Annotated in this window: 24 protein-coding genes and 2 pseudogenes; 11 read left to right on the forward strand and 15 right to left on the reverse strand. The window is 73.9% G+C overall.

Going from position 1 to position 22,181, the window contains the following annotated elements; translation table 11 throughout:
* Nucleotides 1-73 precede the first annotated feature (73 nt).
* From ACFW6P_RS22960 to ACFW6P_RS22970, 3 genes are all read left to right on the forward strand, one after another.
* Entirely contained in the window at nucleotides 74-772 is a 699-nt protein-coding gene (locus ACFW6P_RS22960; RefSeq protein WP_386424535.1) for a DUF2293 domain-containing protein, read from the forward strand.
* A 178-nt stretch (nucleotides 773-950) separates the two neighbouring features.
* The gene (locus tag ACFW6P_RS22965) at nucleotides 951-1,430 is read left to right on the forward strand and encodes a DUF1772 domain-containing protein (RefSeq protein WP_386357502.1); all 480 of its coding nucleotides are present in this window, start codon (nucleotides 951-953) and stop codon (nucleotides 1,428-1,430) included.
* A 451-nt stretch (nucleotides 1,431-1,881) separates the two neighbouring features.
* Nucleotides 1,882-3,372, forward strand: a complete 1,491-nt coding sequence (locus ACFW6P_RS22970; protein ID WP_386357504.1) for a glutamate synthase subunit beta — start codon at nucleotides 1,882-1,884, stop codon at nucleotides 3,370-3,372.
* Nucleotides 3,373-3,428: 56 nt separating this feature from the next.
* Here ACFW6P_RS22970 and ACFW6P_RS22975 read toward each other — a convergent pair whose 3' ends face one another.
* Nucleotides 3,429-3,923, reverse strand: a complete 495-nt coding sequence (locus ACFW6P_RS22975) for a carboxymuconolactone decarboxylase family protein (protein WP_386357506.1) — start codon at nucleotides 3,921-3,923, stop codon at nucleotides 3,429-3,431.
* Nucleotides 3,924-3,952: 29 nt separating this feature from the next.
* On the opposite strand from ACFW6P_RS22975, the gene ACFW6P_RS22980 reads away from it, so the two are divergent.
* Nucleotides 3,953-5,392 carry a PLP-dependent aminotransferase family protein gene (locus ACFW6P_RS22980; protein WP_386357508.1) on the forward strand — a complete coding sequence of 480 codons (1,440 nt, stop codon included), beginning with the start codon at nucleotides 3,953-3,955 and terminating at the stop codon, nucleotides 5,390-5,392.
* Between the two features lie 225 nt (nucleotides 5,393-5,617).
* Here ACFW6P_RS22980 and ACFW6P_RS22985 read toward each other — a convergent pair whose 3' ends face one another.
* From ACFW6P_RS22985 to ACFW6P_RS22995, 3 genes are all read right to left on the reverse strand, one after another.
* Complete coding sequence (locus tag ACFW6P_RS22985) at nucleotides 5,618-6,430, reverse strand: SAM-dependent methyltransferase (protein ID WP_386357510.1); 813 nt, start codon at nucleotides 6,428-6,430, stop codon at nucleotides 5,618-5,620.
* Nucleotides 6,431-6,523: 93 nt separating this feature from the next.
* The gene (locus ACFW6P_RS22990; RefSeq protein ID WP_356435406.1) at nucleotides 6,524-6,778 is read right to left on the reverse strand and encodes a DUF397 domain-containing protein; all 255 of its coding nucleotides are present in this window, start codon (nucleotides 6,776-6,778) and stop codon (nucleotides 6,524-6,526) included.
* Nucleotides 6,779-7,639: a helix-turn-helix transcriptional regulator gene (locus ACFW6P_RS22995; protein WP_386357512.1), complete on the reverse strand. Its 861-nt coding sequence runs from the start codon at nucleotides 7,637-7,639 to the stop codon at nucleotides 6,779-6,781.
* A 242-nt stretch (nucleotides 7,640-7,881) separates the two neighbouring features.
* Here ACFW6P_RS22995 and ACFW6P_RS23000 point away from each other — a divergent pair, with 242 nt between their 5' ends.
* Both ACFW6P_RS23000 and ACFW6P_RS23005 read left to right on the forward strand, forming a co-directional pair.
* Complete coding sequence (locus tag ACFW6P_RS23000) at nucleotides 7,882-8,640, forward strand: ATP-binding protein (protein WP_386424538.1); 759 nt, start codon at nucleotides 7,882-7,884, stop codon at nucleotides 8,638-8,640.
* Nucleotides 8,637-9,065 carry a hypothetical protein gene (locus ACFW6P_RS23005; protein ID WP_386424540.1) on the forward strand — a complete coding sequence of 143 codons (429 nt, stop codon included), beginning with the start codon at nucleotides 8,637-8,639 and terminating at the stop codon, nucleotides 9,063-9,065. The genes ACFW6P_RS23000 and ACFW6P_RS23005 overlap by 4 nt, the downstream gene beginning before the upstream one ends.
* Before the next feature lie 424 nt (nucleotides 9,066-9,489).
* On the opposite strand, the gene ACFW6P_RS23010 is transcribed toward ACFW6P_RS23005, so the two are convergent.
* Both ACFW6P_RS23010 and ACFW6P_RS23015 read right to left on the reverse strand, forming a co-directional pair.
* Nucleotides 9,490-9,672: a hypothetical protein gene (locus ACFW6P_RS23010; protein ID WP_386357518.1), complete on the reverse strand. Its 183-nt coding sequence runs from the start codon at nucleotides 9,670-9,672 to the stop codon at nucleotides 9,490-9,492.
* Nucleotides 9,673-9,815: 143 nt separating this feature from the next.
* Nucleotides 9,816-9,998 (reverse strand): annotated as a pseudogene (locus ACFW6P_RS23015) (DUF899 family protein); the annotation flags it as partial.
* Nucleotides 9,999-10,407: 409 nt separating this feature from the next.
* Here ACFW6P_RS23015 and ACFW6P_RS23020 point away from each other — a divergent pair.
* Nucleotides 10,408-10,506: pseudogene (locus ACFW6P_RS23020) on the forward strand (endonuclease); the annotation flags it as partial.
* Between the two features lie 153 nt (nucleotides 10,507-10,659).
* On the opposite strand, the gene ACFW6P_RS23025 reads toward ACFW6P_RS23020, so the two are convergent.
* On the reverse strand, nucleotides 10,660-12,552 hold the full coding sequence (locus ACFW6P_RS23025; protein ID WP_386424543.1) for an FUSC family protein: 1,893 nt from the start codon (nucleotides 12,550-12,552) through the stop codon (nucleotides 10,660-10,662).
* Between the two features lie 801 nt (nucleotides 12,553-13,353).
* Nucleotides 13,354-14,145: a nucleotidyltransferase domain-containing protein gene (locus ACFW6P_RS23030; RefSeq protein WP_386424546.1), complete on the reverse strand. Its 792-nt coding sequence runs from the start codon at nucleotides 14,143-14,145 to the stop codon at nucleotides 13,354-13,356.
* 174 nt (nucleotides 14,146-14,319) lie between these two features.
* On the opposite strand from ACFW6P_RS23030, the gene ACFW6P_RS23035 reads away from it, so the two are divergent.
* Complete coding sequence (locus tag ACFW6P_RS23035) at nucleotides 14,320-14,739, forward strand: RidA family protein (protein WP_386357527.1); 420 nt, start codon at nucleotides 14,320-14,322, stop codon at nucleotides 14,737-14,739.
* Between the two features lie 187 nt (nucleotides 14,740-14,926).
* On the opposite strand, the gene ACFW6P_RS23040 is transcribed toward ACFW6P_RS23035, so the two are convergent.
* The 3 genes from ACFW6P_RS23040 to ACFW6P_RS23050 all read right to left on the reverse strand — a co-directional run bounded on the left by ACFW6P_RS23040 (nucleotide 14,927) and on the right by ACFW6P_RS23050 (nucleotide 17,889).
* Nucleotides 14,927-15,637 (reverse strand): uracil-DNA glycosylase, encoded by a 711-nt coding sequence (locus ACFW6P_RS23040; protein WP_386424549.1) that lies wholly within the window; start codon nucleotides 15,635-15,637, stop codon nucleotides 14,927-14,929.
* Between the two features lie 72 nt (nucleotides 15,638-15,709).
* On the reverse strand, nucleotides 15,710-17,026 hold the full coding sequence (locus tag ACFW6P_RS23045) for an MFS transporter (protein WP_386357529.1): 1,317 nt from the start codon (nucleotides 17,024-17,026) through the stop codon (nucleotides 15,710-15,712).
* Complete coding sequence (locus tag ACFW6P_RS23050; RefSeq protein WP_386357530.1) at nucleotides 17,023-17,889, reverse strand: ArsR/SmtB family transcription factor; 867 nt, start codon at nucleotides 17,887-17,889, stop codon at nucleotides 17,023-17,025. The genes ACFW6P_RS23045 and ACFW6P_RS23050 overlap by 4 nt, the downstream gene beginning before the upstream one ends.
* A gap of 84 nt (nucleotides 17,890-17,973) precedes the next feature.
* Here ACFW6P_RS23050 and ACFW6P_RS23055 point away from each other — a divergent pair, with 84 nt between their 5' ends.
* Both ACFW6P_RS23055 and ACFW6P_RS23060 read left to right on the forward strand, forming a co-directional pair.
* Nucleotides 17,974-18,657, forward strand: coding sequence for a hypothetical protein (locus ACFW6P_RS23055; protein WP_386424551.1), 684 nt, complete (start codon nucleotides 17,974-17,976; stop codon nucleotides 18,655-18,657).
* Nucleotides 18,658-18,769: 112 nt separating this feature from the next.
* Nucleotides 18,770-19,366, forward strand: coding sequence for an RNA-binding S4 domain-containing protein (locus ACFW6P_RS23060; RefSeq protein ID WP_386357544.1), 597 nt, complete (start codon nucleotides 18,770-18,772; stop codon nucleotides 19,364-19,366).
* 210 nt (nucleotides 19,367-19,576) lie between these two features.
* Here the strand turns inward: ACFW6P_RS23060 and ACFW6P_RS23065 are convergent, their stop codons facing one another.
* Nucleotides 19,577-20,263 (reverse strand): class I SAM-dependent methyltransferase, encoded by a 687-nt coding sequence (locus tag ACFW6P_RS23065; protein WP_386357534.1) that lies wholly within the window; start codon nucleotides 20,261-20,263, stop codon nucleotides 19,577-19,579.
* A gap of 116 nt (nucleotides 20,264-20,379) precedes the next feature.
* A complete protein-coding gene (locus ACFW6P_RS23070) occupies nucleotides 20,380-20,637 on the reverse strand; it encodes a hypothetical protein (protein ID WP_386424554.1) in 258 nt (85 codons plus the stop codon).
* Between the two features lie 74 nt (nucleotides 20,638-20,711).
* Here ACFW6P_RS23070 and ACFW6P_RS23075 point away from each other — a divergent pair, with 74 nt between their 5' ends.
* Nucleotides 20,712-20,975 carry a DUF6343 family protein gene (locus tag ACFW6P_RS23075; RefSeq protein WP_386357537.1) on the forward strand — a complete coding sequence of 88 codons (264 nt, stop codon included), beginning with the start codon at nucleotides 20,712-20,714 and terminating at the stop codon, nucleotides 20,973-20,975.
* Between the two features lie 33 nt (nucleotides 20,976-21,008).
* Here the strand turns inward: ACFW6P_RS23075 and ACFW6P_RS23080 are convergent, their stop codons facing one another.
* Both ACFW6P_RS23080 and coaE read right to left on the reverse strand, forming a co-directional pair.
* Nucleotides 21,009-21,389: a tetratricopeptide repeat protein gene (locus tag ACFW6P_RS23080; protein ID WP_386357539.1), complete on the reverse strand. Its 381-nt coding sequence runs from the start codon at nucleotides 21,387-21,389 to the stop codon at nucleotides 21,009-21,011.
* A gap of 50 nt (nucleotides 21,390-21,439) precedes the next feature.
* A complete protein-coding gene (gene coaE, locus ACFW6P_RS23085; protein WP_386357541.1) occupies nucleotides 21,440-22,048 on the reverse strand; it encodes a dephospho-CoA kinase in 609 nt (202 codons plus the stop codon).
* Between the last annotated feature and the right edge of the window lie 133 nt (nucleotides 22,049-22,181).

Here is a 22,181-nt window from a genome sequence, read left to right on the forward strand (position 1 = left end):
CGAGACCTCAAGTCGCCGCCGGAGAAGGGCAGGAGCGGTCATTCGTGCGCGGGTCAGGGGGAATGTACCTTGTATGTCCCCGCGCGCCATGCTCCCGCCCCACGCCGGACCTCTCGTCTTCGAACCCCTCAAGCGGCGGTACTGCGCCGAGTGCCGGCGAGGTCCGCTGCCGCTGCTCGTGCTGGAGGACGGCGCCCCGAGCTGCCTCGACTGCGCCGACCTGGGGCATCTGGTGTACCTGCCGAGCGGCGACACCGCGCTGACCCGCAGAGCGCGGGAGGAGAGCGCGTTGTCCGCGGTGGTCGTGCGGTTCAACCGGCGCAGGAGCCGCTACGAACGGCAGGGTGTGCTGGTCGAGGAGGCCGCGCTCGCCAGGGCCGAGCAGAGGTGCCTCGCGGACACCGAGGCCAGACTGCGGCGCCGGGTGCGGGACGCGCGGCGGCGGGCGGCTCAGGACGACGTGTTCGCCGAGACGTTCGCCGCGGAGATACTCCGGCTGTTCCCCGGGTGCCCACCGGACCGTGCCCAGGCCATCGCCCGGCACGCCTCGGAGCGGGGCAGCGGACGGGTGGGCCGCAGCGCGGCGGGGCGGGCACTGGCCGAGGGCGCGGTGGTCTCGGCGGTCGTGGCGTCCGTACGGCATCTGGACACGCCGTACGACCGGCTGCTGATGAGCGGGGTGCCCCGGCACGAGGCGCGGCGGCGGATCACTGCGGCGGTGGAGACGGTGCTGAGGGGGTGGAGCGAGGCGGGGCTCGGCTCCACGGCGTGACGCGGGAGCGCTCCGTGCCGACGGGCGAGGGCCGTCCGGCTCGGCGCCGGGCGGGCCGTGGACGTTCGCGCATGCCTCCGCGCCGCTCGGCCATGGCCGCCGCGCCCGTACGGGTTTCCACTGGTGGTGAGGGCGGGTGCCCGGCAGGATCCCGGCTCGGCGGGCGGAAGAGGCTGACATGATCGACGGACCGTTCTTCGTGCTCACGGTGCTGGGCGTGCTCGGTACGGGGCTGGTGGCGGGGGTGTTCTGCGGATTCTCGGCCTTCGTCATGCGGGCCCTCGCCATGCTGCCGCCCGCGCGGGGCGTCGCCGCGATGCAGGCGATCAACGTGACGGCGGTGACCACGCCCTTCATGGCCGTGTTCCTCGGGTCGGCCGTGCTGTGCGCCGTGATCGCCGTGGTGACGTTCGTGGTGTGGCCGGAGGAGGGGGCGGTGGAGCTGCTGGTGGGCAGCGCGCTGTACCTGTTCGGCTCGTTCGGGATCACGACGGCCGCGAACGTGCCGCGTAACGACGCGCTGGCCGGGCTGGAGCCGGACACGCCGGTGGCGGCCGCGTACTGGCCGGAGTACGTGCGCGGGTGGACGCGGTGGAACCACGTCCGGACAGTGACCTCGGCCGGGGCGGCGCTGGCATATCTGCTGGCCCTCACCTGACGCGTCCGCCAGCCTCACCCGGCGCGTCCGCCAGCCTCACCCGGCGCGTCCGCCAGCCTCTCCTGACGTGTCCGGCAGCTCTCGTGACGTGCAGTCTCTCGTGACGTGTCCGGCAGCCTCTCCTGATGCGTCTGTCAGCCGGCCCTTGACCGAACGGCCCCCACCGGCCCGCATCCGCGGGCTCCACCAGCCACGCACCCGCCACCCCTGCGACGGCCACCCCCGCGACCCTCACCGCACCCGCCGCACCCGCCGCACTCGCCACGCGCGCCACTCCCCCCACCGCGGCCTCCGCCGGCCCTCACCGAGGCCTCCGCTCCGGGCCTCCACCGCGACGGGCACCGGCCCCCGCGCGGTCGTATGGTGGCCACAGGAGTCGCGGCGGCGGTCGCGCACGGAGTGCCGCCCGATGACGCACCGCCCGTCCCACGCGCACGCAAGGAACACGGCCATGGCCGATCCCAAGGGTTTCATGACCACGCCCCGCCAGGAGTGGCCGCGCCGACCGGTCGAGGAGCGGGTGCGGGACTGGAACGAGGTCTACGTCCCGGGGGCGCTGCTGCCGATCATCGGCAAGCAGGCGGATCGCTGCATGGACTGCGGAGTCCCCTTCTGCCACGAGGCCTGCCCGCTGGGCAATCTCATCCCGGAGTGGAACGACCTGGTGTCCAGGGAGGACTGGCGGGCGGCGGCCGACCGGCTGCACGCGACGAACAACTTCCCCGAGTTCACCGGCCGGTTGTGCCCGGCGCCGTGCGAGGCCGGGTGCGTACTGGCGATCAACCAGCCGGCCGTCACCATCAAGAACGTCGAGTGCGCCATCGCCGACCAGGCCTGGGAGGAGGGCTTCGTTCCGCCGAGGCCTCCGGAACGGCTGTCCGGCAAGACGGTCGCGGTGATCGGCTCCGGCCCCACGGGGCTGGCCGCGGCCCAGCAGCTGACCCGGGCGGGGCACACGGTCGCGGTGTACGAGAAGGACGACCGGCCGGGCGGGCTGATGCGGTACGGCATCCCCGCGTTCAAGATGGAGCGGCGGCACCTGGAGCGGCGGCTGGAGCAGATGCGGGCCGAGGGCACGAGGTTCCGCACGTCGACGGCGGTCGGGCGGGACGTCGGGGCCGACGAGCTGCGGGCCCGCTACGACGCCGTGGTGATCGCGACGGGGGCGACGGCATGGCGGGAGCTGACGGTACCCGGACGGGAACTGACGGGCATTCACCAGGCCATGGAGTACCTGCCGCTGGCCGACCGGATCTGCGAGGGCGATCTGGAGGTCTCCCCGCTGTCGGCCGCCGGGAAGCACGTCGTCATCGTCGGCGGCGGCGACACCGGGGCGGACTGCCTGGGTACGGCCGTGCGGGAGGGCGCCGCGTCGGTAACCCAGCTGGACATCTACGCGCTGCCGGAGGCCCGGCGCGACGAGGACTCCGAGCCCTGGCCGACGTACCCGGTGCGGATGTACCGGCTGTCCGCCGCGCACGAGGAGGCCCGTGACCTGCGCACCGCCCCGGTCGCGGACGCGGACGCGCGGCTGTTCGCGGCGTCCACGCTGCGCTTCGGCGGCGACGAGGACGGGCGGGTGCGTTGGCTGCACCTGGTCGAGGTGGACGCCGGGCGCCGCCCGGTGGAAGGCACCGGGCGGACGCTCCCCGCCGACCTCGTGCTGCTGGCCCTCGGCTTCTCCGGGCCGGACCGCACGGACGGGCTGGTGGACCAGCTGGGCTTGGAGACGGAGCCGCGCGGCACGCTCGCGCGGGACGCCGGCTTCGGCACCAACGTGCCCGGTGTGTTCGCCGCGGGCGACGCCGCCCGGGGGCAGTCGCTCATCGTCTGGGCGATCGCCGAGGGGCGTGCGGTGGCGGCGGCCGTCGACCGTCATCTGACGGGCAGTTCACGGCTGCCGGCGCCGATCGCACCGTACGACCGGCCCATGGCGGTGTAGGGGACCGTCGGCTGTCCCCGCCAGACGGTCACCGCTTGTCCGTCCCTGCGGGATCGTCACCGCTCGTCCGTCCCCGCCACCTTCCCCGTCGACAGGGCCACCCGGTTCCACGTGTTGATCGCGCAGATCAGCGCGAGGACCTGGGCAAGTTCCCGCTCCTCGAACTGCTCGGCGGCCGTCGCGTAGACGTCGTCCGGGACGCCGGCGTCCGCCACGAGCGTCATCGCCTCCGTGAGGGCGAGTGCCGCCTGCTCGCGCTCGGTGAAGAAGTGGCGGGCCTCGCGCCACACGGCGACCATGTGCAGCCGGTCCTCGCTCTCGCCGGCCTTGCGGGCGTCGTTGGTGTGCATGTGGAGGCAGTACGCGCAGTGGTTGAGGTGCGAGGCGCGGATCTGGATCAGCTCGACGATGGCCGGGTCGAGGCCCTCCCGTGCGGCGGCGTCGAAGGCGACGAGGGCCCGGAAGGCCTTCGGGGCGGACTTGGCGAACTCCAGCCGGGGCGGATTCACCGGGCTGCTCGTGCTCACGCGGATGCTCGTGTTCTCCGTCATGTGCTTCAACCCCGGTAAGGTGCATTCCCGTGGCGGATTCAGGGGTCAATTCAGCAAGGGTCAATTCATGGGTCGAGCCGGCGGAACGGATCGGGTCCGACCTGCACCTGGAGCTCTCCGGCCCGAGTGGCCGGCGCGCGGCGCTGATCCGGGCGCTGCGGGAGGCGGTCCGCAGTGGGCGGCTCGCCCCGGGCACCCGGCTGCCGCCGTACCGTTCGCTCGCCGCCGACCTCGGGGTCGCCCGCAACACCGTGGCGGACGCGTACGCGGAACTGGTCGCGGAGGGCTGGCTCACCGCCCGGCAGGGCTCGGGCACCCGGGTCGCCGAGCGCGTGGAGCCGCTGCGGCCCGCCGTGCGCGTGCCGAAGAAGGCACCGCCACGCGCGCGTGGGCCCCGGCACGACCTGAGGCAGGGCACGCCGGACACCTCGGCGTTCCCGCGCACGGCCTGGCTCGCCTCCTACCGGCGGGCGCTGCAGCAGGCGCCCGACGAGGTGTTCGGCCCGGGCGATCCGGCCGGGCGCGTGGAGCTGCGGGAGGCGCTCGCGGAGTACCTGGCACGCGCGCGTGGTGTGCGGACGGAGCCGGGCAGGATCGTGATCTGCTCGGGCTTCGCGCACGCGTTGCGGCTGCTGTTCGGGGGCGGTGTACTGCGCGGGCCGCTGGCGGTGGAGGCGTACGGGCTCGGGTTCCACCGGGAGGTCCTGGCCGCCGCCGGGGTGCGGACCGTGCCGCTCCCCCTCGATGAACACGGCGCGCGGGTGGAGCGGTTGGGGCGTGAGCGGGCCGTCCTGCTCACGCCCGCGCACCAGTTCCCGACCGGCGGCCCGCTGCACCCCGAGCGCCGGGCCGCTGTGGCCGACTGGGCCCGGGCGGGGGGCGGGCTGGTTCTGGAGGACGATTACGACGGGGAGTTCCGCTACGACCGCAAGCCGGTCGGCGCCGTCCAGGGGCTCGACCCCGAGCGGGTGATCCACCTCGGCTCGGTCAGCAAGAGCCTGTCACCGGCCGTTCGGCTGGGGTGGATGGTGTTGCCGGAGCGGTACGTCGACGCCGTGCTGGCCGCCAAGGGCGAGCGGGAGGCGTGGGCGGGCGTCCCGGACCAGCTGTGCCTGGCGGACTTCGTCGCCTCGGGGTCGTACGACCGGCACGTGCGGCGGATGCGGCAACGGTACCGGAGCCGCCGGGACCGGCTCGTCGCGGCGCTCGCCGAGCACGCGCCGCACATCGAGGTCACCGGAGTCGCGGCCGGGCTGCACGCGGTGCTGCGGCTGCCGCAGGGCACCGAGGCGTCCACGCTCAAGGCCGCCGCGTGGCAGGGCGTCGCCGTCGACGGCCTGGCCGCGTTCCGGCACCCGGAGACGGACATGCCGATGAGCGACGGCCTGGTCGTGGGGTACGCGACACCCTCCGAGCACGCCTACGGGCCGGCCCTGGAGGCGCTGTGCGGAGCACTGCCGCCCCCGTGACCGGCCCGACACGCAGACCGGGCCCAACGGCCCCGACGCACGGACCTGGGTCACCGGCCCGACGCGCGGACCGGGACCACCAGCCCCACACACACCGGAGCCGCCGGCCCGACACACAGACCGGCACCACCAGCCCCACACACACCGGAGCCGCCGGCCCGACACACAGACCGGCACCACCAGCCCCACACACACCGGAGCCGCCGGCCCGTCAGGCCACCGGTGCTACCGCTTGCGGGCCACCGCCCCGTAACCCGGGATCACCCCGTCCTCCTGTCCCGGTACGGGGTCGCCCAGCTCGGGGTGCCAGCGGTGGGGCACCTCGACGCCCGGCTCGACGAGGTCGAGGCCGTCGAAGAAGCGGGTGAACTCCTCGCGGGAGCGCAGGGCCAGGGTGACACCGGCGGCGCGGAGCTTCGCGGTGGCGGCCTCGGACTCCTCCGGTGTGAAGTCGGCGGTCGCGTGCGTCATCACCAGGTGGCTGCCGGAGGGCAGTTCGGCCAGCAGCCGCCGGACCAGGTGGTGCGCGCCGTCCTCGTCGGAGACGAAGTGCAGGAGCGCGATCAGGGACAGCGCGACGGGCCGGGAGAAGTCCAGGACCTTGCGCGCCCCCTCCAGGATGGCGTTCGGGTCGCGGACGTCGGCCTGGAGATACTCGGTCGCGCCCTGGTCCGTGCCGCGCAGCAGGGCCGCCGCGTGGGCCAGCACGATGGGGTCGTTGTCGCAGTAGACGACCCGGGCGTCCGGGGCGATCCGCTGGGCGACCTGGTGCAGGTTGGGTTCGGTCGGGATGCCCGTGCCGATGTCCAGGAACTGCCGGACGCCCTGCTGGGCGAGCCAGCGCGTGGCCCGTTGCATGAAGGCGCGGTTGACCCGCGCCATCACCGGCACCCTCGGGTCGAGGGTGAGCATCTGCCGGCCCATCTCCTCGTCCACCGGATAGTTGTCCTTGCCGCCGAGGTACCAGTCGTACATCCGCGCGGGGTGCGGTCTGGTGGTGTCGATCTGAGCAGCCGAAAGGGGGTCCTGCCCGGTCATGAGGCACTCCATAAGGCACAAAGGGTGGTCAATTCAGCACCGTGGTAGAGAAGTGGGGACGAAGGACGTCACGCATCAGAATCAGCAAGCACGTCAGGACAGCAGGAAGTCGGCCTCCCCCGCCTTGGCTCCCTCTATGAAGGCCGTCATCTCGGCGCTGGTGTAGATCAGCGCCGGGCCGTCCGGGTCGGTGGACTGGCGGACGGCGATCCTGCCGTCGGCGAGCTTCATCGCCTCCAGGCAGTTGCCTCCGTTCCCACCGCTCCACGGCTTGTGCCAGCCTTCACTGCCCAAGTCACGCGCGGGCATGCCGTTGTAGACGTGTTTGCGCGGCTTGATGCGTTCCATTCAGAACTCCTTGCGGAGATCCCGGAGGATCTCCTTCGTGCGATGTGCCGTAGCGGCCTGCGCCGCCATGCGGTCCATGACCTCGAGGTGGGTCGCCACCTCGGCGCGCGCGTCGAGGTAGACCGCGCCGGTCAGGTACTCGCTGTAGACCATGTCCGGCAGTTCGGGCATGGCGAATCGGAACAGCACGAACGGCCCGTACGTGCCCGGGTGGGGGCCGGCGGAGAACGGGGCGACCTGCAGCGTGACGTTGGGCAGCTCCGTGGCCTCGAGCAGCCGGTCGATCTGGGCGCGCATCACCTGCGGTCCGCCGACCGGGCGGCGCAGCGCGGTCTCGTCCATCACGACCCACAGCCGGGGCGCGTCCTCGCGGGTGAGCAGTTCCTGGCGCTGCCTGCGCAGGGCCACGTGACGCTCGATGTCCTCGGGCCGGGTCTGGCCTATGGCGCCCGAGCGGAGCACTCCGCGCGCGTAGTCCTCGGTCTGCAGCAGGCCGGGCACGAAGTGGGGTTCGTAGCTGCGGATGACGCTGGCCGCGCCCTCCAGGCTGACGTACATGGAGAACCAGCCGGGCAGGATGTCGTGGAACCGCTGCCACCAGCCGGGCTTGTTGGCTTCCTCGGCGAGCTGGACGAAGGCGTCGGCCTCCTCGTCGGTGATTCCGTAGGCCTTCAGCAGCAGTTGGAGGTACGGGATCTTCAGCCCGACCTCGGCCATCTCCATCCGGCGGACGGTGGCGGGGGCGACACGCAGGATGCGGGCGGCTTCCTCGCGCTTCATCCCGGCGCGTTCGCGAAGGTCCAGCAGGCGCCGACCGAGGACGACCTGGCCGACCGTCGGCGCGGACCGCGGTTCGCTCACGCTCCACCTCCACCAAGAGTTCTGACGAGCCGGCCACGAAAAGAACGCCGACAGCCCTGCGGCGCCATGCGAAGGCCTTCGAAGGCGGGTCCGAACACGGGTTTCGAACACGACTTTGATGGCCTCAACTGGCGCCGCGGGGGGTGCTGTTGCGAGCAGTGTGCCACGGCCGTCCAGAACGTCGCACAGCACTCTGCAATTTTCAGAGTGACACTTGCGCAAGTGTTCACGGCAGGGCGATAGTGGCAAGCGTGATTCCGTTCGCGCCCTTAGGAACAGACGCCGCCGCGGGCCTTCCCGGCCTCGGCGCCGGAGCGGCTCCCCTCGGGGCCGCGGCCGACCGCCGGTTCCGTTTCGAGCTGGCCGCACATCCGGGTTCTCCCGCGCAGGCCAGACGCCTGACGCGGTCCCGGCTGACCGGCTGGGCGGTGTGTGAGGACACGTGCGACAGCGCGGCACTGATCGTCTCCGAACTGGTCACCAACGCCATCGTGCACACCGCGAGCACCCGCATAGTGTGCGAACTGCACGACGGCGCCGACCTGGTGCGGATAGCCGTCCGTGACGAGGGATGCGCCCCGGGTCAGCCCCACGCCGCCAGCCGGACGCGGCCCGAGGAGGAGCACGGCAGGGGACTGCTCCTCGTCGACGCCCTCTGCCACGCCTGGGGCACCCATGAGGACGGCCCCGGGCTGCTGGTCTGGGCCGAGCTGCCGCGCACGGCGGACGCCCCGCACGTCGCCGCTGGCCCCTGGAACGAACCGTCCTGGGGCGGTCCCCTGGACGATGTCGCGCCGGGCGAGTCCCACGACGAGGCGAGCCACCGCAGCACGCGCGGCGCGGGCGAGCCCCGCAACGACCTGGGCTGGGGAACCCGCCCGAAACGGGACCCCTCCGATGAACCCGATGAACCCGGCGACCCGGACGGCGAGGACGGCAGCCACGCGCGCCACTCGGAAGGCGCCCCGTGGGAGAACCGCCGAGAGCGGGGACGCGTATGAACGCCGGTGGCCGCGTCCTGAGCCTGGACACCCTGGTCCGCCTCCGGCGCGGACTGAGCACCCCGGGCCCGGCCCTGCGCCTGCCCGTGCCCGACGGCATGGCGACCCCGCTGGGCTGCGACGCCGTCGCGATGCCCGCCCACTACGGCCCCCTGGTCATGCCGCGCCTGCCCCGCGTGGGCTGCGTCTACGCCGACGCGACCCACTGGTGGCTGCTGGTGCCGTCCGACTCCGACCACGCCCTGGAGTGGCCGGCACCCGTGCGCTACGCCACCGGCGCGATCGTCCCGGACGCCCCCGCGATGCCCGCCCTGATCCACCGCCCGGACGGCACCTTGCCGTACACCCCGCCGATCCCCCTGTACCTGGCCCTGTGCCGCCTGACGGGGACGGCCCCCACCTGGTCACGCCCGGTCAGCGCGTAGACCCCGACCGCGCCGCGCCCCCGCTCGACGCGTACGTCATCAGGACCCGGGGACCGGCCACGCCCCGCTTCCCCGCCTCGCTGCGCCTCCACTCGCCTGGGCCTGGGCCTCCGTCTGGGCCTGCTCCTGCGTCTGCGTCTGCGTGCAGCCGACTCCCCGGGCTGGGCCCTGACCGGTCGGGCTCCGCCGTGGTGGCCGTGACGTGCAGCCTTGCTGCGGATGCGGCGGCGGGCACGAGCGGCCGGGCATAGCCCGCCCGGCTCCACAGGGGCCTCGGCCCGGGGGCGACTGAATGGGTCCGGGGCGCCGGAGGGGCTACTGGGGGTAGGCGGGCTCTGCGCCGAGGTGTGCGCACTCCAGGCGGAGCCGTTCGCCATGGACCCCACAGCCGGTCACGCCCGCGCCCGAGGCGGGCCGAGGTGGGTCAGATGGTGGCGTCGGCGCCGTCGCCGCTGCGCACGATCACCAGGAACATGTCGGTGGCCAGATCCATGACGACCTCGGCGGGCAGGCCTTCCAGACGCCGCGCCTGTGCGAACTCCTCCGCAGGCCAGGAGCCCCGCGGTCCGCCCGCGGGAAAGCGTTCGAGCACCGTTCGCCCGTTCACTCTGCACCTCCCTTCAGCGCTGTACTCGTAGAGTTAAGCGTCAACCATGGGGTGAACGGCTCGCGAAGTGACGGTTCTGAGACGTAGTTGACACGCGTTCACCGTCAAGTGTGAGCAAACTCTCAGCCGCTTGGCTTATTTTCTCACTTTGAGTGTCCGTCTTCGTACTCGTCGTGATGACAGAGCTGCTCACTTCCCACAGGCGCACCGAGAGCCGACGCGCGCCCCTTGGATTCCTCCCACTCCTCCTGCCGGCCCAGGGCGGTGAGGTCGAGCAGGCTGGTGGTCGAGCCGAGGCCGTCGAGACCGCGGCCGTCTGTCGAGTATCGAGCTGATGCCGCCCTCGAACAGGTCGAGGAGCGTGGCGTTGGCGTCTGGTGCCGGTCCGGCCGCGGTCCTCGGCGGCGCGCAGGCGTACGGGCAGTGGAGGGCGAAGCAGGTGCCGCCGCCGCGCGTCGTTCCGGTGCCGGCGGGCCGCGCACCCGACTCGACGTCAGGAGGTGTCGCGTGAGACCTCGACGCCTTCTTGATCCTCGTGCACGCGGACGGTACATGCGCCGATGATGGGGTCGACGGGACTGTCCGCGGCAGAGGGCGTCATCTCGCCGGCGTACGACAGCGTCGTAGGGCGGCATGAGCCGAACCGCACTTCCTGTCGCGGCTCTGTCGCGGGGCGGGCCGGGCGAGCACCCTGGTCTCCTCACCCCGCCTGTCGGCTTCGGAAAGGAGCCCGGCATGCTTCTCGGCACCTGGAACCTCGAGAACCTCTACCGGCCCGGCGGCCCGTACGGCCCGAAGGACGACACCGCGTACGAGGCGAAGCTCGCCGCCCTGCTGACGCCGCACGGCCTGCTCTGCCTGTGCTGGGAGGCGCCGGGCGGGCGACGGGCCGAGGAGATCGCCGAGAGGGTGGGTCGGGCGGTCGGGGAGCACGGCTTCGAGACGACGGTGGTGCGGGACGGTGTCCTGGTGGCGGTGCTGGGCGTGCTACCGCGCGAGGGGCGTGCGGGGCATCCGTAGACCCAGCCGCTCCCCCGGGCCCTCGAGTTCGGCGAGGACGGCGTCCAGGCGTCGGCGGTGGCCGGCGCCGATCTCGCCGGTGTCGTCGAGGTGCACGGCACAGGCCGTCGTCGTGTCGACGAGGTGTTCCAGGAGGTCGGCCACCTCGTCCGCGCCCTCGGTGTGCCGGGCGAGGGCGGGCAGCTCGTGCGCGGCGAGGCTGAGGGCCGAACGGGCCTCGGCGAGGGTGCGGTAGGCCTCGCGGCGCAGCGTCCAGCGCGTGGCGCGGTGGTCGGAGGGGGTGCCGGAGCCGCCTACGCGCGGGGCGTCGGACTCGTCGAGCACGTGGGCGAGGTAGGCGTGGGCGGCCTCGCTCGCGGCGCTGAGCCGGCCCCGCACCCCGCCGCCGCGCTGTCCCGGCATGGTCAGATGCCCGACGATCAGCACGATCGCGCAGGCCAGCAGCGTCTCGCCGATCCGCCCGGCGGAGGCCTGCGGTTCACCGCCGACCATGACCAGGGCGAGGACGAGGACCGTGACGACGGCGGTCTGCGCGGCGAAGTGCCGGGTGGCGACGGGTATGAGCGCGCCGCTGAGGGCGACGAGCGCGATGAGCCCCTCCGGCCGGGGCAGGACGGCGGCGAGGCCCGCGAAGAGCAGGGCTCCGAGAACCGTCCCGGCGGCCCGGTTCAGCACGCGCGAGACCAGCGGTCCCAGGTCGGGCTTGACGAGGAAGACGGCGGTGGCGGGCAGCCAGTACCAGTGCTCGTGCTGTCCGTACCACCGGGTGCTGTGCAGGGCCTGGGCGATCGCGGCGGCGGCCCCGAAACTGAGGGCGACGCGCAGCCCGTACTCGCGTCCGGCGGCGCCGAGGGCGGCGCGCAGCCGGTCGGCTGTGCCGCGGGGCCGGGTGTGCAGGTCGCCGCCCCCGCCCTGGTCGAAGGCCTCGGCGGCCCGCAGGAGGGCGTCGTCGAGGGCGCGCAGGGCGGGCAGTGAGCGGGTGGGGGCGGGCAGCGGACCGGTGTGGCGGTTGCCGCGCACGGCGGCGGCCAACCGCCGTGGCCCCTCGGAGGCCCGTTCCGAGAGTGGCTCCCCGGCCCAGGCGAGCGCGGTGGCGGCCTCGGCGAGGGGCAGGGCGGCGGCGTACTGCGCGTGCAGCCGCCGCTCGGCCGAGGAGGCGGCGTAGCGCCGCAGCCGGGGCCCGGCCAGCGCGTCCTGGGCGTGGTCGAGGGCGGCGGTCAGGGCGGCCCGGCGGCGGATGGCGTCCGGCCCGCCGACGGCGTCGAGCAGCTCGGCGACGGCGTCGTACACGCCGGCGACGGCCTCGCGCTCCCCGTCGAAGCGGAAGCCCCCGGTGAGGGAGCCGGGTGTGGGCAGGGCGAGCCGCAGCAGGAGCAGCCACCCGGCGCCCGCGAGGAACGCGAGCGCGCGCTCCCACCCGGGCTCCGGAAGCGGCATCCCGGCCCCGACCGCGGACCCGACGAGCACCTGCGTCCCGGCGGCGGACGCGACGGGCCCGACGGCGCTGATCGCGCCGGCGACCAGCCCCACCAGGGTGAGGACGACGGTCAGCACGACCGCGCCCCTCAGCTGCCCGGCGTACGTCCCGGTCAGCAGCCCCAGCGCCCCGGCCAGCGCGGGCACCCCGAGCCGTTTGACCGAGGCCCGCCGGCTGCCGGGACGGTCGTTGATCCCGGCGAGGATGGCGGCGATGGCGGCGACCACGCCGAGCGAGGTGTGCCCGGTCCTGACGGCCACGAGCAGCAGGGGCCCGGCCGACAGGGCCCCCCGGGTCACCGCGCTCCAGGGCACTGGCCCCCGCTGGGCTCGCAGGGTGTGCGCGAGCCAGGGCGGAAGGTGCGGTGCGGTGGGTCGGAACACGGGGCTCCTGTCGTCTTGGCGAGGCAGGGGTGGGCCTTCGGGCGACGGTGGCCGGGGCGGGGTGTGGGTCTCCACGGTAAGCGGAGTTCCTGGAGGAGTGGTTTCCGGAACGTGACGGACGCCGTCCGAGCCGGGTTCCTCATGAACGCAATGACGTCGTCGGGGCCGGTCCCAGGTGGCCGGTTCCGCGGATGCGGCGGGGCCGCCGAGGGTGTCGCCGGGCGGGGCCGGGGCGGGCCAGGGCAGGCCCTGCCGGGCAGGGGCAGGGCAGGCCGGGCAGGGGCAGGCCGGGCCAGGGCAGGCCGGGCAGGGGCAGAGCAGGCCGGGCAGGGGCAGAGCAGGTCGGACAGGGGCAGAGCAGGTCGGACAGGGGCAGGCCGGGCCCAGGGCAGGCCGGGCAGGGGCAGAGCAGGCCGGGCAGGGGCAGGCCGGGCCCAGGGCCGGGCCAGGGCAGAGCAGGCCGGGCAGGGTCCGCGGATGCAGGCGGGCCACCGAGGGTGCCGCCGGGCCGACGGCGACCCCCTGCGGCTCACCGACCTCCACGGCGAGCGACTCACGGTCGAGGGCGTCGTGCCGCGCCCGGACGCCGTTCAGCGGGCGCGGGTGCAGTCCGCCCGGCGCTGGGCCCCGAGCGGGCTTCCCGGGACGGGCGTGCGGCGCGTCCGCCCGGGCTCGAGGGCGTCACAGACCGACGAGGCGGAACGGAGTCCGGGATCGACGGGGCGAGAGGGTGTCAGGGCGTCAGGGCGTCAGGGGTGGGCCGGGCGAAGGACCGTCCGGGACGGGCTGGGCGATGGGACGTCAAGGGCTGCTGGGGTTCACCGCACGGGCGAAGGCCGTCTCCGCATCGGTGATCGTCCGGGTGAGCGCGGCAGGATCGGCCGTCAGGCTCTCGACGAGAGCATCGGCCTCCCGCAGCCCCGCCCGCGCCACCAGCCCCTTCTCGTTGGTCACCCACTCCCCCCGCGTCGCCAGCACCGCGTGCGCCGTCTGCGTCGCCGCGAGGGCGATCGCGCCCGCGACCTGGGTGACCGCACCCTTGGGGGCGTGACCTGCCCTGGCGTAGGCGAGGGTGGCCGTGGCCATGCCGTGCCAGTGGGCGGGGGCCGAGGCGCGCAGGGCCGGGGGATAGCAGGCGGGGCGCGGCAGTTCGCCCCTCAGCACCCTGTTGACGGCCAGCTCCGCGACGAGCAGGTACGTCGGGATGCCGGCCAGGTGGAACATCAGCGGCTCCACGCGGCAGCGGCCCTGTTCGGCCTCGGCGAGCTGGTGTTCCACGACGTCGAGGTCGCGGTAGTGGACGTCCACCTTCCGGCCTTCGATGGTCAGCCAGGCACCTCCGTTGAAGACGCCGCCACCCCAGGCGCCGATCTCGCAGACCTCACCTTCCCAGCCGACGGCGCGCAGGTCGGCCGGGTCGAAGGCGCCGCGGTAGTAGACCGCCAGGTCCCAGTCGCTGTCGGGGCGTTCGGTGCCCTGGGCGCGGGAGCCGCCGAGGGTGACGGCCCGGACGGCGGGGAGAGCGGCGAGGCGGTCGGCGATGGCGTCGAGGAAGGCGTCGTCCGGTACATCCGGTACGGGGGGCACGGGCACGGGTGCGGCTCCGGGGTCGGCGGGGCGGGGGGCTCCGGGGTCGGCGGGGCGGGGGCCCGGGCAGCGTAGGGGAGCACCCCGGCCGGGGTGAAGCGAAATACGCGTGCGGCGGCGGAACGGGCCTCGCATGATCGGTGGGTCGTCCCTGTCCCCGGCCGTCGTTCGGAGAGCCCCGTGATCCAGCGTGTCACCGTCCCGACCCTGTTCCCGCCGCCCGCCTACAGCCACGCCTCCGTGGTGGAGGCGGGGACGAAACTGGCCTTCCTCGCCGGATCGGTTCCCCTCGACGTACAGGGACAGCTCGTCGGGCCCGGCGATGCGGTCCGGCAGGCCGAACAGGTCGTCGCCAACCTGCGGGAGCAACTGGCTGCTGTCGGGAGCGATCTGGAGCACGTCGTGGCGACCGAGGTGTACGTGGTCAGCGGTGAGCCGGCCGTGCTGTCCGACGTCTGGAGCGTCGTCGAGGCGTCGGGGCTCAGTAGCGGTCCGCACTCCTCGACGCTGATCGGCGTGGCGTGCCTCGGGTACGCGGGGCAGCTGGTGGAGATCACGGCGACAGCCGTCGTTCCCCAGTGGGCGAGAACGTCCTGCTGATGCGGCACCGCGGGCGGCGCCCCGTCGCACCGTCGCCCCCCCCAGTCGGCGTACCGCCGTGCCGTGGGGGTCCGTCGTCCCCGGTGAGCACGGCCGCGTGCCGCGCGGGGCGGCGCTCACCGCCGGGGACGGGAGGTGCGGGTCGGTGCGGGTCGGTGCAGGTCGGTGCGGACGTCGTGGTAGGTCCTCAGTCCTGCTCCGCGACCGCCGGGAGGTCCGCCACCCGTGCGGCGGCCCGCAGCACGTCGCGCAGCATCGCGGGGGTCAGCCGGCCGGTGAAGGTGTTGCGCTGGCTGACGTGGAAGCAGCCGAAGAGCTCCAGGCCGCCGAGCGAGTAGCGGGCGCCGTGGGAGAAGACCGGGCGGGGCCTGGGCACGGTCCAGCCCGCCTCGGCGAACGCGGGCAGCGCGGCCTGCCAGCCGAAGGCGCCGAGCACGACCACGGACCGCAGCGTCGGGCGCAGCAGGCGCAGTTCCTGCAGCAGCCAGGGCCGGCACGTGTCCCGCTCCTGCGGGGTGGGCTTGTTGGCGGGCGGGGCGCAGTGCACGGGAGAGGTGACGCGCACGCCGTAAAACTCCATTCCGTCGTGGGCGTGCACCGCGGTGGGCTGGGAGGCGAGGCCGACGTCGTGCAGTGCCTGGTAGAGCACGTCACCCGAGCGGTCGCCGGTGAACATCCGGCCGGTGCGGTTCCCGCCGTGGGCGGCGGGCGCCAGCCCCACGATCAGCAGCCGGGCGTCCGCCGGCCCGAACCCGGGCACCGGCCGGCCCCAGTACGTCCAGTCCGCGTAGGCGGCTCGTCTGGCACGGGCCGCCTCCTCGCGCCAGGAGACCAGCCGCGGGCAGGCCCGGCAGTCCGCGATGCGCCGGTCGAGGCCGGTGAGACCGCTGCTGTCCATCACTCCACCGTAGGGGCCGTGCGGGGTGACGTGCGCCGGTGACGGGCGGATTCCCGGGATCGGGGGGCGGGTTCACGGGGTGAGGGGCTCGGGGGACGGGGGCGCGCCGGGGCGACGGAGCCAGAGCAGGGCTCCGGCCAGCAGGACGGCGCCCGTCAGCAGCCAGGGCAGCGGACCCGGCGGCAGGGCTCCGACGACCAGGCCGGTGAGCGCGCCCACCAGTTGCTGGGCCAGGGACTGGACGGACAGGGCGGTGGCGCGGCCGGCCCGGGAGACGCGGCGGTGCAGCAGGTCGTTCTGGTTCGGGGACGCGACGCCGAGGCCGAGGTGGATCAGGGCGAATCCGGCGACCGCGAGCGTCGCCGCCATCGCGTGCTCCGAGGACGCGGTGACGCCGAGCAGCAGCAGGCCGCCCGCTCCGGTCCCGAGACCGGCTCGTACGGCCCGCTCGCCGCCGCCCGCGATCCGCGCGGTGAGCGGCGCGAGATGGCTGCCGACCCCGCTGCAGACGAATCCCGCGCAGGAGAGCGCGGCATAGGCCATCGCACCGGACCCGGTCGCCCCGGTCAGCGCGGCGGTGCGGCCCGGCAGGAGCAGTTCGACGGCGGCCAGGGCACTGCCGACGGCCGCGGCGGTCAGCAGGACGCGGCGGACCAGCGCGTCCCGGCCACCGAGCCGCAGTCCGTCGCGCACGGTGGCCGGGACGCCGCGCAGCACGGAACCGAGGGTGGAGGACGGTCGCGGCGGCTCCCGCAGCACGCTCAGCACGTAGCAGACGAAGACGACCCTGAGGGCGGCGCCCAGCAGCACCGGGACCGACAGCGGCAGCACCGCCCCGGAGGTCGCCGCGCTCAACCGCGTCCCGAGGTCGGGCCCCAGGCCGAGCAGCCAGGGGATCGCGCCGCCGAGGAGGAGGCCGGCCGCGAGCGCGGCGGCTGTCGCGGACGCGCCCCGGGCCAGCCCGGTGCGCAGTTCGGCGTCCGGGCCGGAGCAGTCGTGCACCGTGTCCACGTACCAGGCCTCCGCGGTGCCGCTGGCAAGGGCCCGGGCCGCGCCCATGAGCACCATGCCGGCGGTGAGGACCCAGGCGGTGGTGCCGAGGCCGACCAGGGCGAACGCGCCCACGTTGAGTACACCGGCCAGGGCCAGCACCGGCCGGCGGCCGAGGACGTCGGACAGCCCGCCCGTGGGCAGCTCCAGGGCGGCCACGGTCAGCGAGTGGACGGCGAAGAGACCCGCGACGGCGCCGAGGGACAGACCGCGCTCGCCGAGCAGCAGGACCATGGAGGCCATGCCGAGCCCCGGCGGCAGCCAGAGGAGCACGCAGACGGTGACGTAACGGCGGCGAGCCGTGCGTGCGCGGGGCGACTCCAGCGCGACCCCGGTCATGACGCGCCCTCGTGGCCTTCGTGACCGGGGCCTTCCCTCTGGACGCGATGAGAGCCGGCGTCTTGGCGCTCCGCGCTCTCCTGACCGGCGTCCCGGCTCTCGGCGCTCCCTTGACAGGCGTCCTGGCCCTCGGAGCTCTCGTGACCGACGTCCCAGCGCTCGGAGCTCTCCTGACCGGCACCCCGGCGAACGGCGCTCCCCTGACCGGCGCCTTGGCCCTCGGTTTCCGGGCGGGTGGTGCTGTCCGTGGGGACGTCCTCGCCGCCGGTGTCGCCGCGGTCGTGCGGGGCGAGGGGCAGTCCGGCGGTGAGCAGCATGACGTGGGCGGCGCGCGGATCGTCCGCGTCCCGGGCGGTCAGCTCCCGCAGTTTCCGGGCGACGGTCTCCCAGAGCTCGGTGAGCGACCCGGCCGTCAGCCGGGGCATGAGGTCGCTGATCCCGGACGGCTCGACCCACTCCGGACCCAGCCGCCCCGCGGCCATGTCCGCCTCGTGCCGCACGAGGGACCGCTCCAGATGCTCGATCTGCCGCCGTCGCGCCAGGCTCACGAAGGCCCGGCCCGCGGCGGAGGACTCCATCGACTCGTTGCTCCAGGAGGTCACGGTGTGCAGCGCCCGCCACCGCCGCTCCCGCCCGTCCCGGTGCTCCGCCTCGCCGATGAACGCGTACTTCGCCAGCACCCGCAGGTGGTAACTGGTCGACGCCGACGACTCCCCCGTCCGCACCGCGAGCTCGCTCGCCGTGGCCGGCCCGTCCTGCCGCAGCATCCCGAGCAGCTGGATCCGCAGGGGGTGGGTGAGGGCCTTCAGCGCGGCGGTGTCGTGCTCGGGGTCGAGTACGCGTTTGTGCTCGTCACTGTCCATGGCGGGAGGGTAGGCCGCCATCAGTGGTCAACAGAAGACTTTTTGCAAAATTACTTTTGGGGAAAGAGGGCGAGAATGCCGACCATGGACGACGCCTTCATCCTGCTGCGGCGGGCCACCGGCCTGCTTCCCCGCGAAGCCCGGATCTCGATCGGCGCGACGGTCGAGGACGTCCGCGCATACGAGCGGCAACAGGACTGGGCTTTCGTGCTGGACCTGCTGCTCGAGTTCGGCGACGAACACCCCGCCCCCGTGGAGTTCTGGTCGCTCCTCGCGGCGGCGGCCCGCCAGCTGATGCTCGACGAGACGGCGCGGTGGTGCGACTGGCGGGAGGGCGAGGCGCGCCACGGGCTCATCCGCGCCCGGCTCGACCTCCTGCGAACGGAGGACGGCGGACGGCGGACAGCGTTCTCCGGGCACGGGCACCTCCGGCCGCTGTGGGACGTCGGGACCGCCCGGAGCGGGGTCGGCCGAGGCCGGCCGGAGTTCCGTATCGCACTGCTCTGGGTGGAGGACGCAGCCCGGCCGGCTCCGGGCGAGAGGGCGACCGTGCGGCTGGCGCCCCTCAGCCCCCGCTTCTGGCGGCATCTGGTGCCCGGCGACGTGATCACCATGCACGAGGGCACCCCGCCCGTGGGTACGGCGACGATCATCCAGGCGTCGCCACCGGTTACGCGACCGGTCGTGCCACCCTCTGCGCGACCTGTTGGGCCACCTGTTGCGCCACCGGCGGAAATCCCCCCACGCCCGGGTGGCCCGGAGGACTAAGGTCGGAAACATGGCCAGTCGAGGTGCGGAGTACGACAGGACGAGCGGGACCGAGGACACGGCGTCCCAGGAGACAGCGTCCGCGGACAGGACGTCTTCCGAGAGGGCGCCGGTGGACAGGACGTCCCCCGACGAGGCGTCCTCGGGCACGCGGTCCGCGCACGCCACCCCTGGGCAGGACACCGGCACCTCCGAGGGCGGTGCCGGTGAGACCAAGGACCTCGACCCGAAGGTCGCGGCTGCCATCGCCGCCGCCGAGGCCGCGGGCCCCCAGCGCGGCGATACCGTCCGCGTCGACAGCTGGATCTGGTCCGTACGCCTCGTCAAGACCCGCTCGATGGGCGCAACCGCCTGCCGGGGCGGCCACGTGCGCGTCAACGGCGAGCGCGTGAAGCCCGCACACGCCGTGCGCGTCGGAGACGAGGTACGCATGCGGCACGACGGCCGCGAGCGGATCGTCGTCGTCACCCGGCTCATCCGCAAGCGGGTCGGCGCGCCCGTGGCCACCCAGTGCTACATCGACAACTCCCCTCCGCCCCCGCCGCGCGAGGCCGTCGCCCCCGCGGGCATCCGCGATCGAGGGGCCGGACGCCCCACCAAGCGGGACCGCCGCGAGATCGAACGCCTGCGCGGCATGGGCGGGCTCGGCATACCCGGCCCGGGCCCGGCGAGCGGCTTCGGCAGCGGGACGGGCAAGCCGCGGCCGTGAGCATTGGGGGCACGGGCCCCAACGCGTCGCCCTCCGCACGCGCATCCGCATCACGCCCGGCGCCACAGCAACCGCATCAGTGCCGCATCGCTACCCGACCGCACCCAGGCGACAAGAGCGAGCGGCATGATCAGCAGCGATCACGAGCGCCGTGCCCAAGAGGGGTCCCGTGCCTCTTCCCCATCCCTCCGAGCCCGGACCGCCCGATTCCTACGGGCGCCCCTTCGGCACAGCCCGCACCCATGTCCGGTCCCGCGTCAGATACCGGTCCACGCGCAGTCCCGCCTCCTCCAGTGCCTCCTCGAACTGCTCCTTCGTGAGGGGCCGGGCCCGGAACGTCTGAGTCCAGGCCGCGTCCGGGAACTCGTACTCGGCGCGCACCGAGCGGACCCCGTCGCCGACCGGCTCCGACGACACGATCCGTACGGTGAAGCCGGCGGGGTCCACGCGCTCGCGCGGTACGTTCACGTGGTAGTCCTCGCCCTCCCGCTGGATCAGCACACAGCCACCCTCCGCGACATGCCGCAGACAGGTCCGGAGCAGCCCTCGCCTCACCTCGGCGTCCCCCGCGTGCACGAGGAAGGACGCCAGGAGCACCACGTCGAACGTCTCGTCCAGCTCCAGGTCCTCGATCGGACCGCATATCGTCCGCGCCCCCCGCACGCGCTGCAGCATCTCGGGGGACTCGTCCACCGCCGTGACCGGGAAACCCCGCTCCAGCAGGGCGTGGGTCATGCGCCCCGCCCCGCTGCCGAGCTCCAGGATGCGCGCCCCTTCCGGCGCCGCCCCGGCGATGACGTCCGGCTCGTCCCCGACGGGCAGCCGGGCGTACAGCTCCACGGCGCAGCCGTCCGGTGTGATGGCCCCGGGGCCCGTCCCCTCGTACCCCTCACGCATTTTCAGCTCCATGCCCGTCCAACGGCCCGCGCCCGCACGCCCGTTCCCCTCCCCACTCCCTTCACCCGACCGAGTGAACGGGCCGACGGCGTACGGAATCACGGCCGCAGACGGAATCACGGCCGCAGATGGTCCCAGTCACCCTCCGGTCGCCTTGTTCGCTGCCCGAGGCGCGCCCGCCCGAACTGCAGCGGCCCCAGTCGGTAAGGCTCGCCACGGAAGTGGTGGGTGAGCCACCGCGGGGCCTTCACCCCGCCGCTGCCGCGCCGCCGCCGATGGAAGGCCATGTTCCGAAGGCCATGTTCCGAGCTGTCCTTGTCGCGCACGGCGACGTCGGGCAGGAACTCGGGTAACGCGTCGGCGTCCGGCAGCACGCCCGGCTCCGTCGGTCGACCTGGGTGAACTCCCACTGCGACGGGTACGTTGCACTACAGGAGTGGTGGTTGCGATGCGTACGGGCAGTGAACCGACGACGGCGCGCAGTGCGCTGCGGGCGCGCTTCTGGCTGAGCCTGTGGGGGCTGGTCTGGGCGCTCTTCGGCACGGTCGCGTTCGTGATCGTCGGGCGGGACGGCTGGGCGGTCGCCTGCGGTGTGCTGCTCCTGGTCGTCACCGTCGACCTCGTCGTCGTCCTCAGGCACATCCGCCAGGGCCCGCACTACCAGCCGGGCCCCGACGTCCCGCCCTACCGGCCCCCGGGCGACCGCCGCTGAAGCCGCGGCCCTCGGGGAAGCGAGCGCGCCGACTCACGAGTCGAAGCGCGCCGCCTTCAGGAACTCCGGTTTCGGATCCAGCGCGGCGGCCAGCCGGAAATGCCGTTTGGCCTGGTCGGGGCGGCCCTGCCGCTCATAGGTGCGGGCGAGCGCGAAGTGGGCGAACGCGTTGTCGGGCTCGCGCTCCAGGACGATCGAGAACTCCAGCTCCGCAGGCCTCAGCTGCGCCGCGGCGAAGAAGGCCCGGGCGCGCAGCAGCCGGGCGGCGGTGTTCTCGGGGTGCGCGGCGATGACTCCGTCGAGCAGCTTCACCGCGCCCTGCGGGTCCCGGGCAGCCAGCAGTTGCTCGGCGGCACGGAAGTCGATGACGTGCGTCTCCGGGGTACGTCCGGTGGAACCGCTGGTCTCGGGCACGGCAATGTCCTTCCCTCACTGCACGGGTTCAACGCCCCCTCGGGACGCCGCTATTCCCGGGAGGCCCGGGACCTGCGCACCAGCTCCGCCCACACGTCCTTGACGCGGCGCTCCAGCTCCTCCAGCGGGACGTCGTTGTCGATCACGATGTCCGCGATCTCCCGGCGCTGCTCCCGTGACGCCTGGGCGGCCATCCGCGCGCGTGCGTCCTCCTCGGACATGCCGCGCCGCCGCACGAGCCGGTCGAGCTGGGTCCCGGGACCGGCGTCGACGACGATCACCAGGTCGTACAGCGAGGCCAGGCCGTTCTCCGTCAGGAGCGGGACGTCGTGGACGACGACCGCGTCCTCGGCGGCGGCCTCCTCCAGTTCGCGGGAGCGGGCGCCCACCAGGGGGTGGACGATCGAGTTGAGCATGGCGAGCTTCGCGGGATCGGCGAAGACGATCGAGCCGAGCTTGGGACGATCCAGGCCGCCGCCCTCGGCGAGCACCTCCTCACCGAAGGCCTCCACGACGGCGGCGAGCCCCGGCGTGCCCGGCTCGACGACCTCCCGGGCGATGCGGTCCGCGTCGATCAGCACGGCGCCGCACGCGACGAGCAGCCGTGACACCTCACTCTTGCCGGCGCCGATGCCACCGGTCAGGCCCACCTTCAGCATGTCGGCAGCCTAGACGCTCCCCCCGGGAAGACGGTCGGGGAGGTGCGTGGAGACTTCGGGGTGCCGCTTGCGGAGGGCTGGTCGCACGGGTACCCGCGCCGCTGACGGGGCACGGCGACGCCCGGTCAGACGT

The organism is Streptomyces sp. NPDC058741 (assembly GCF_042746715.1).
Taxonomy (GTDB): domain Bacteria; phylum Actinomycetota; class Actinomycetes; order Streptomycetales; family Streptomycetaceae; genus Streptomyces.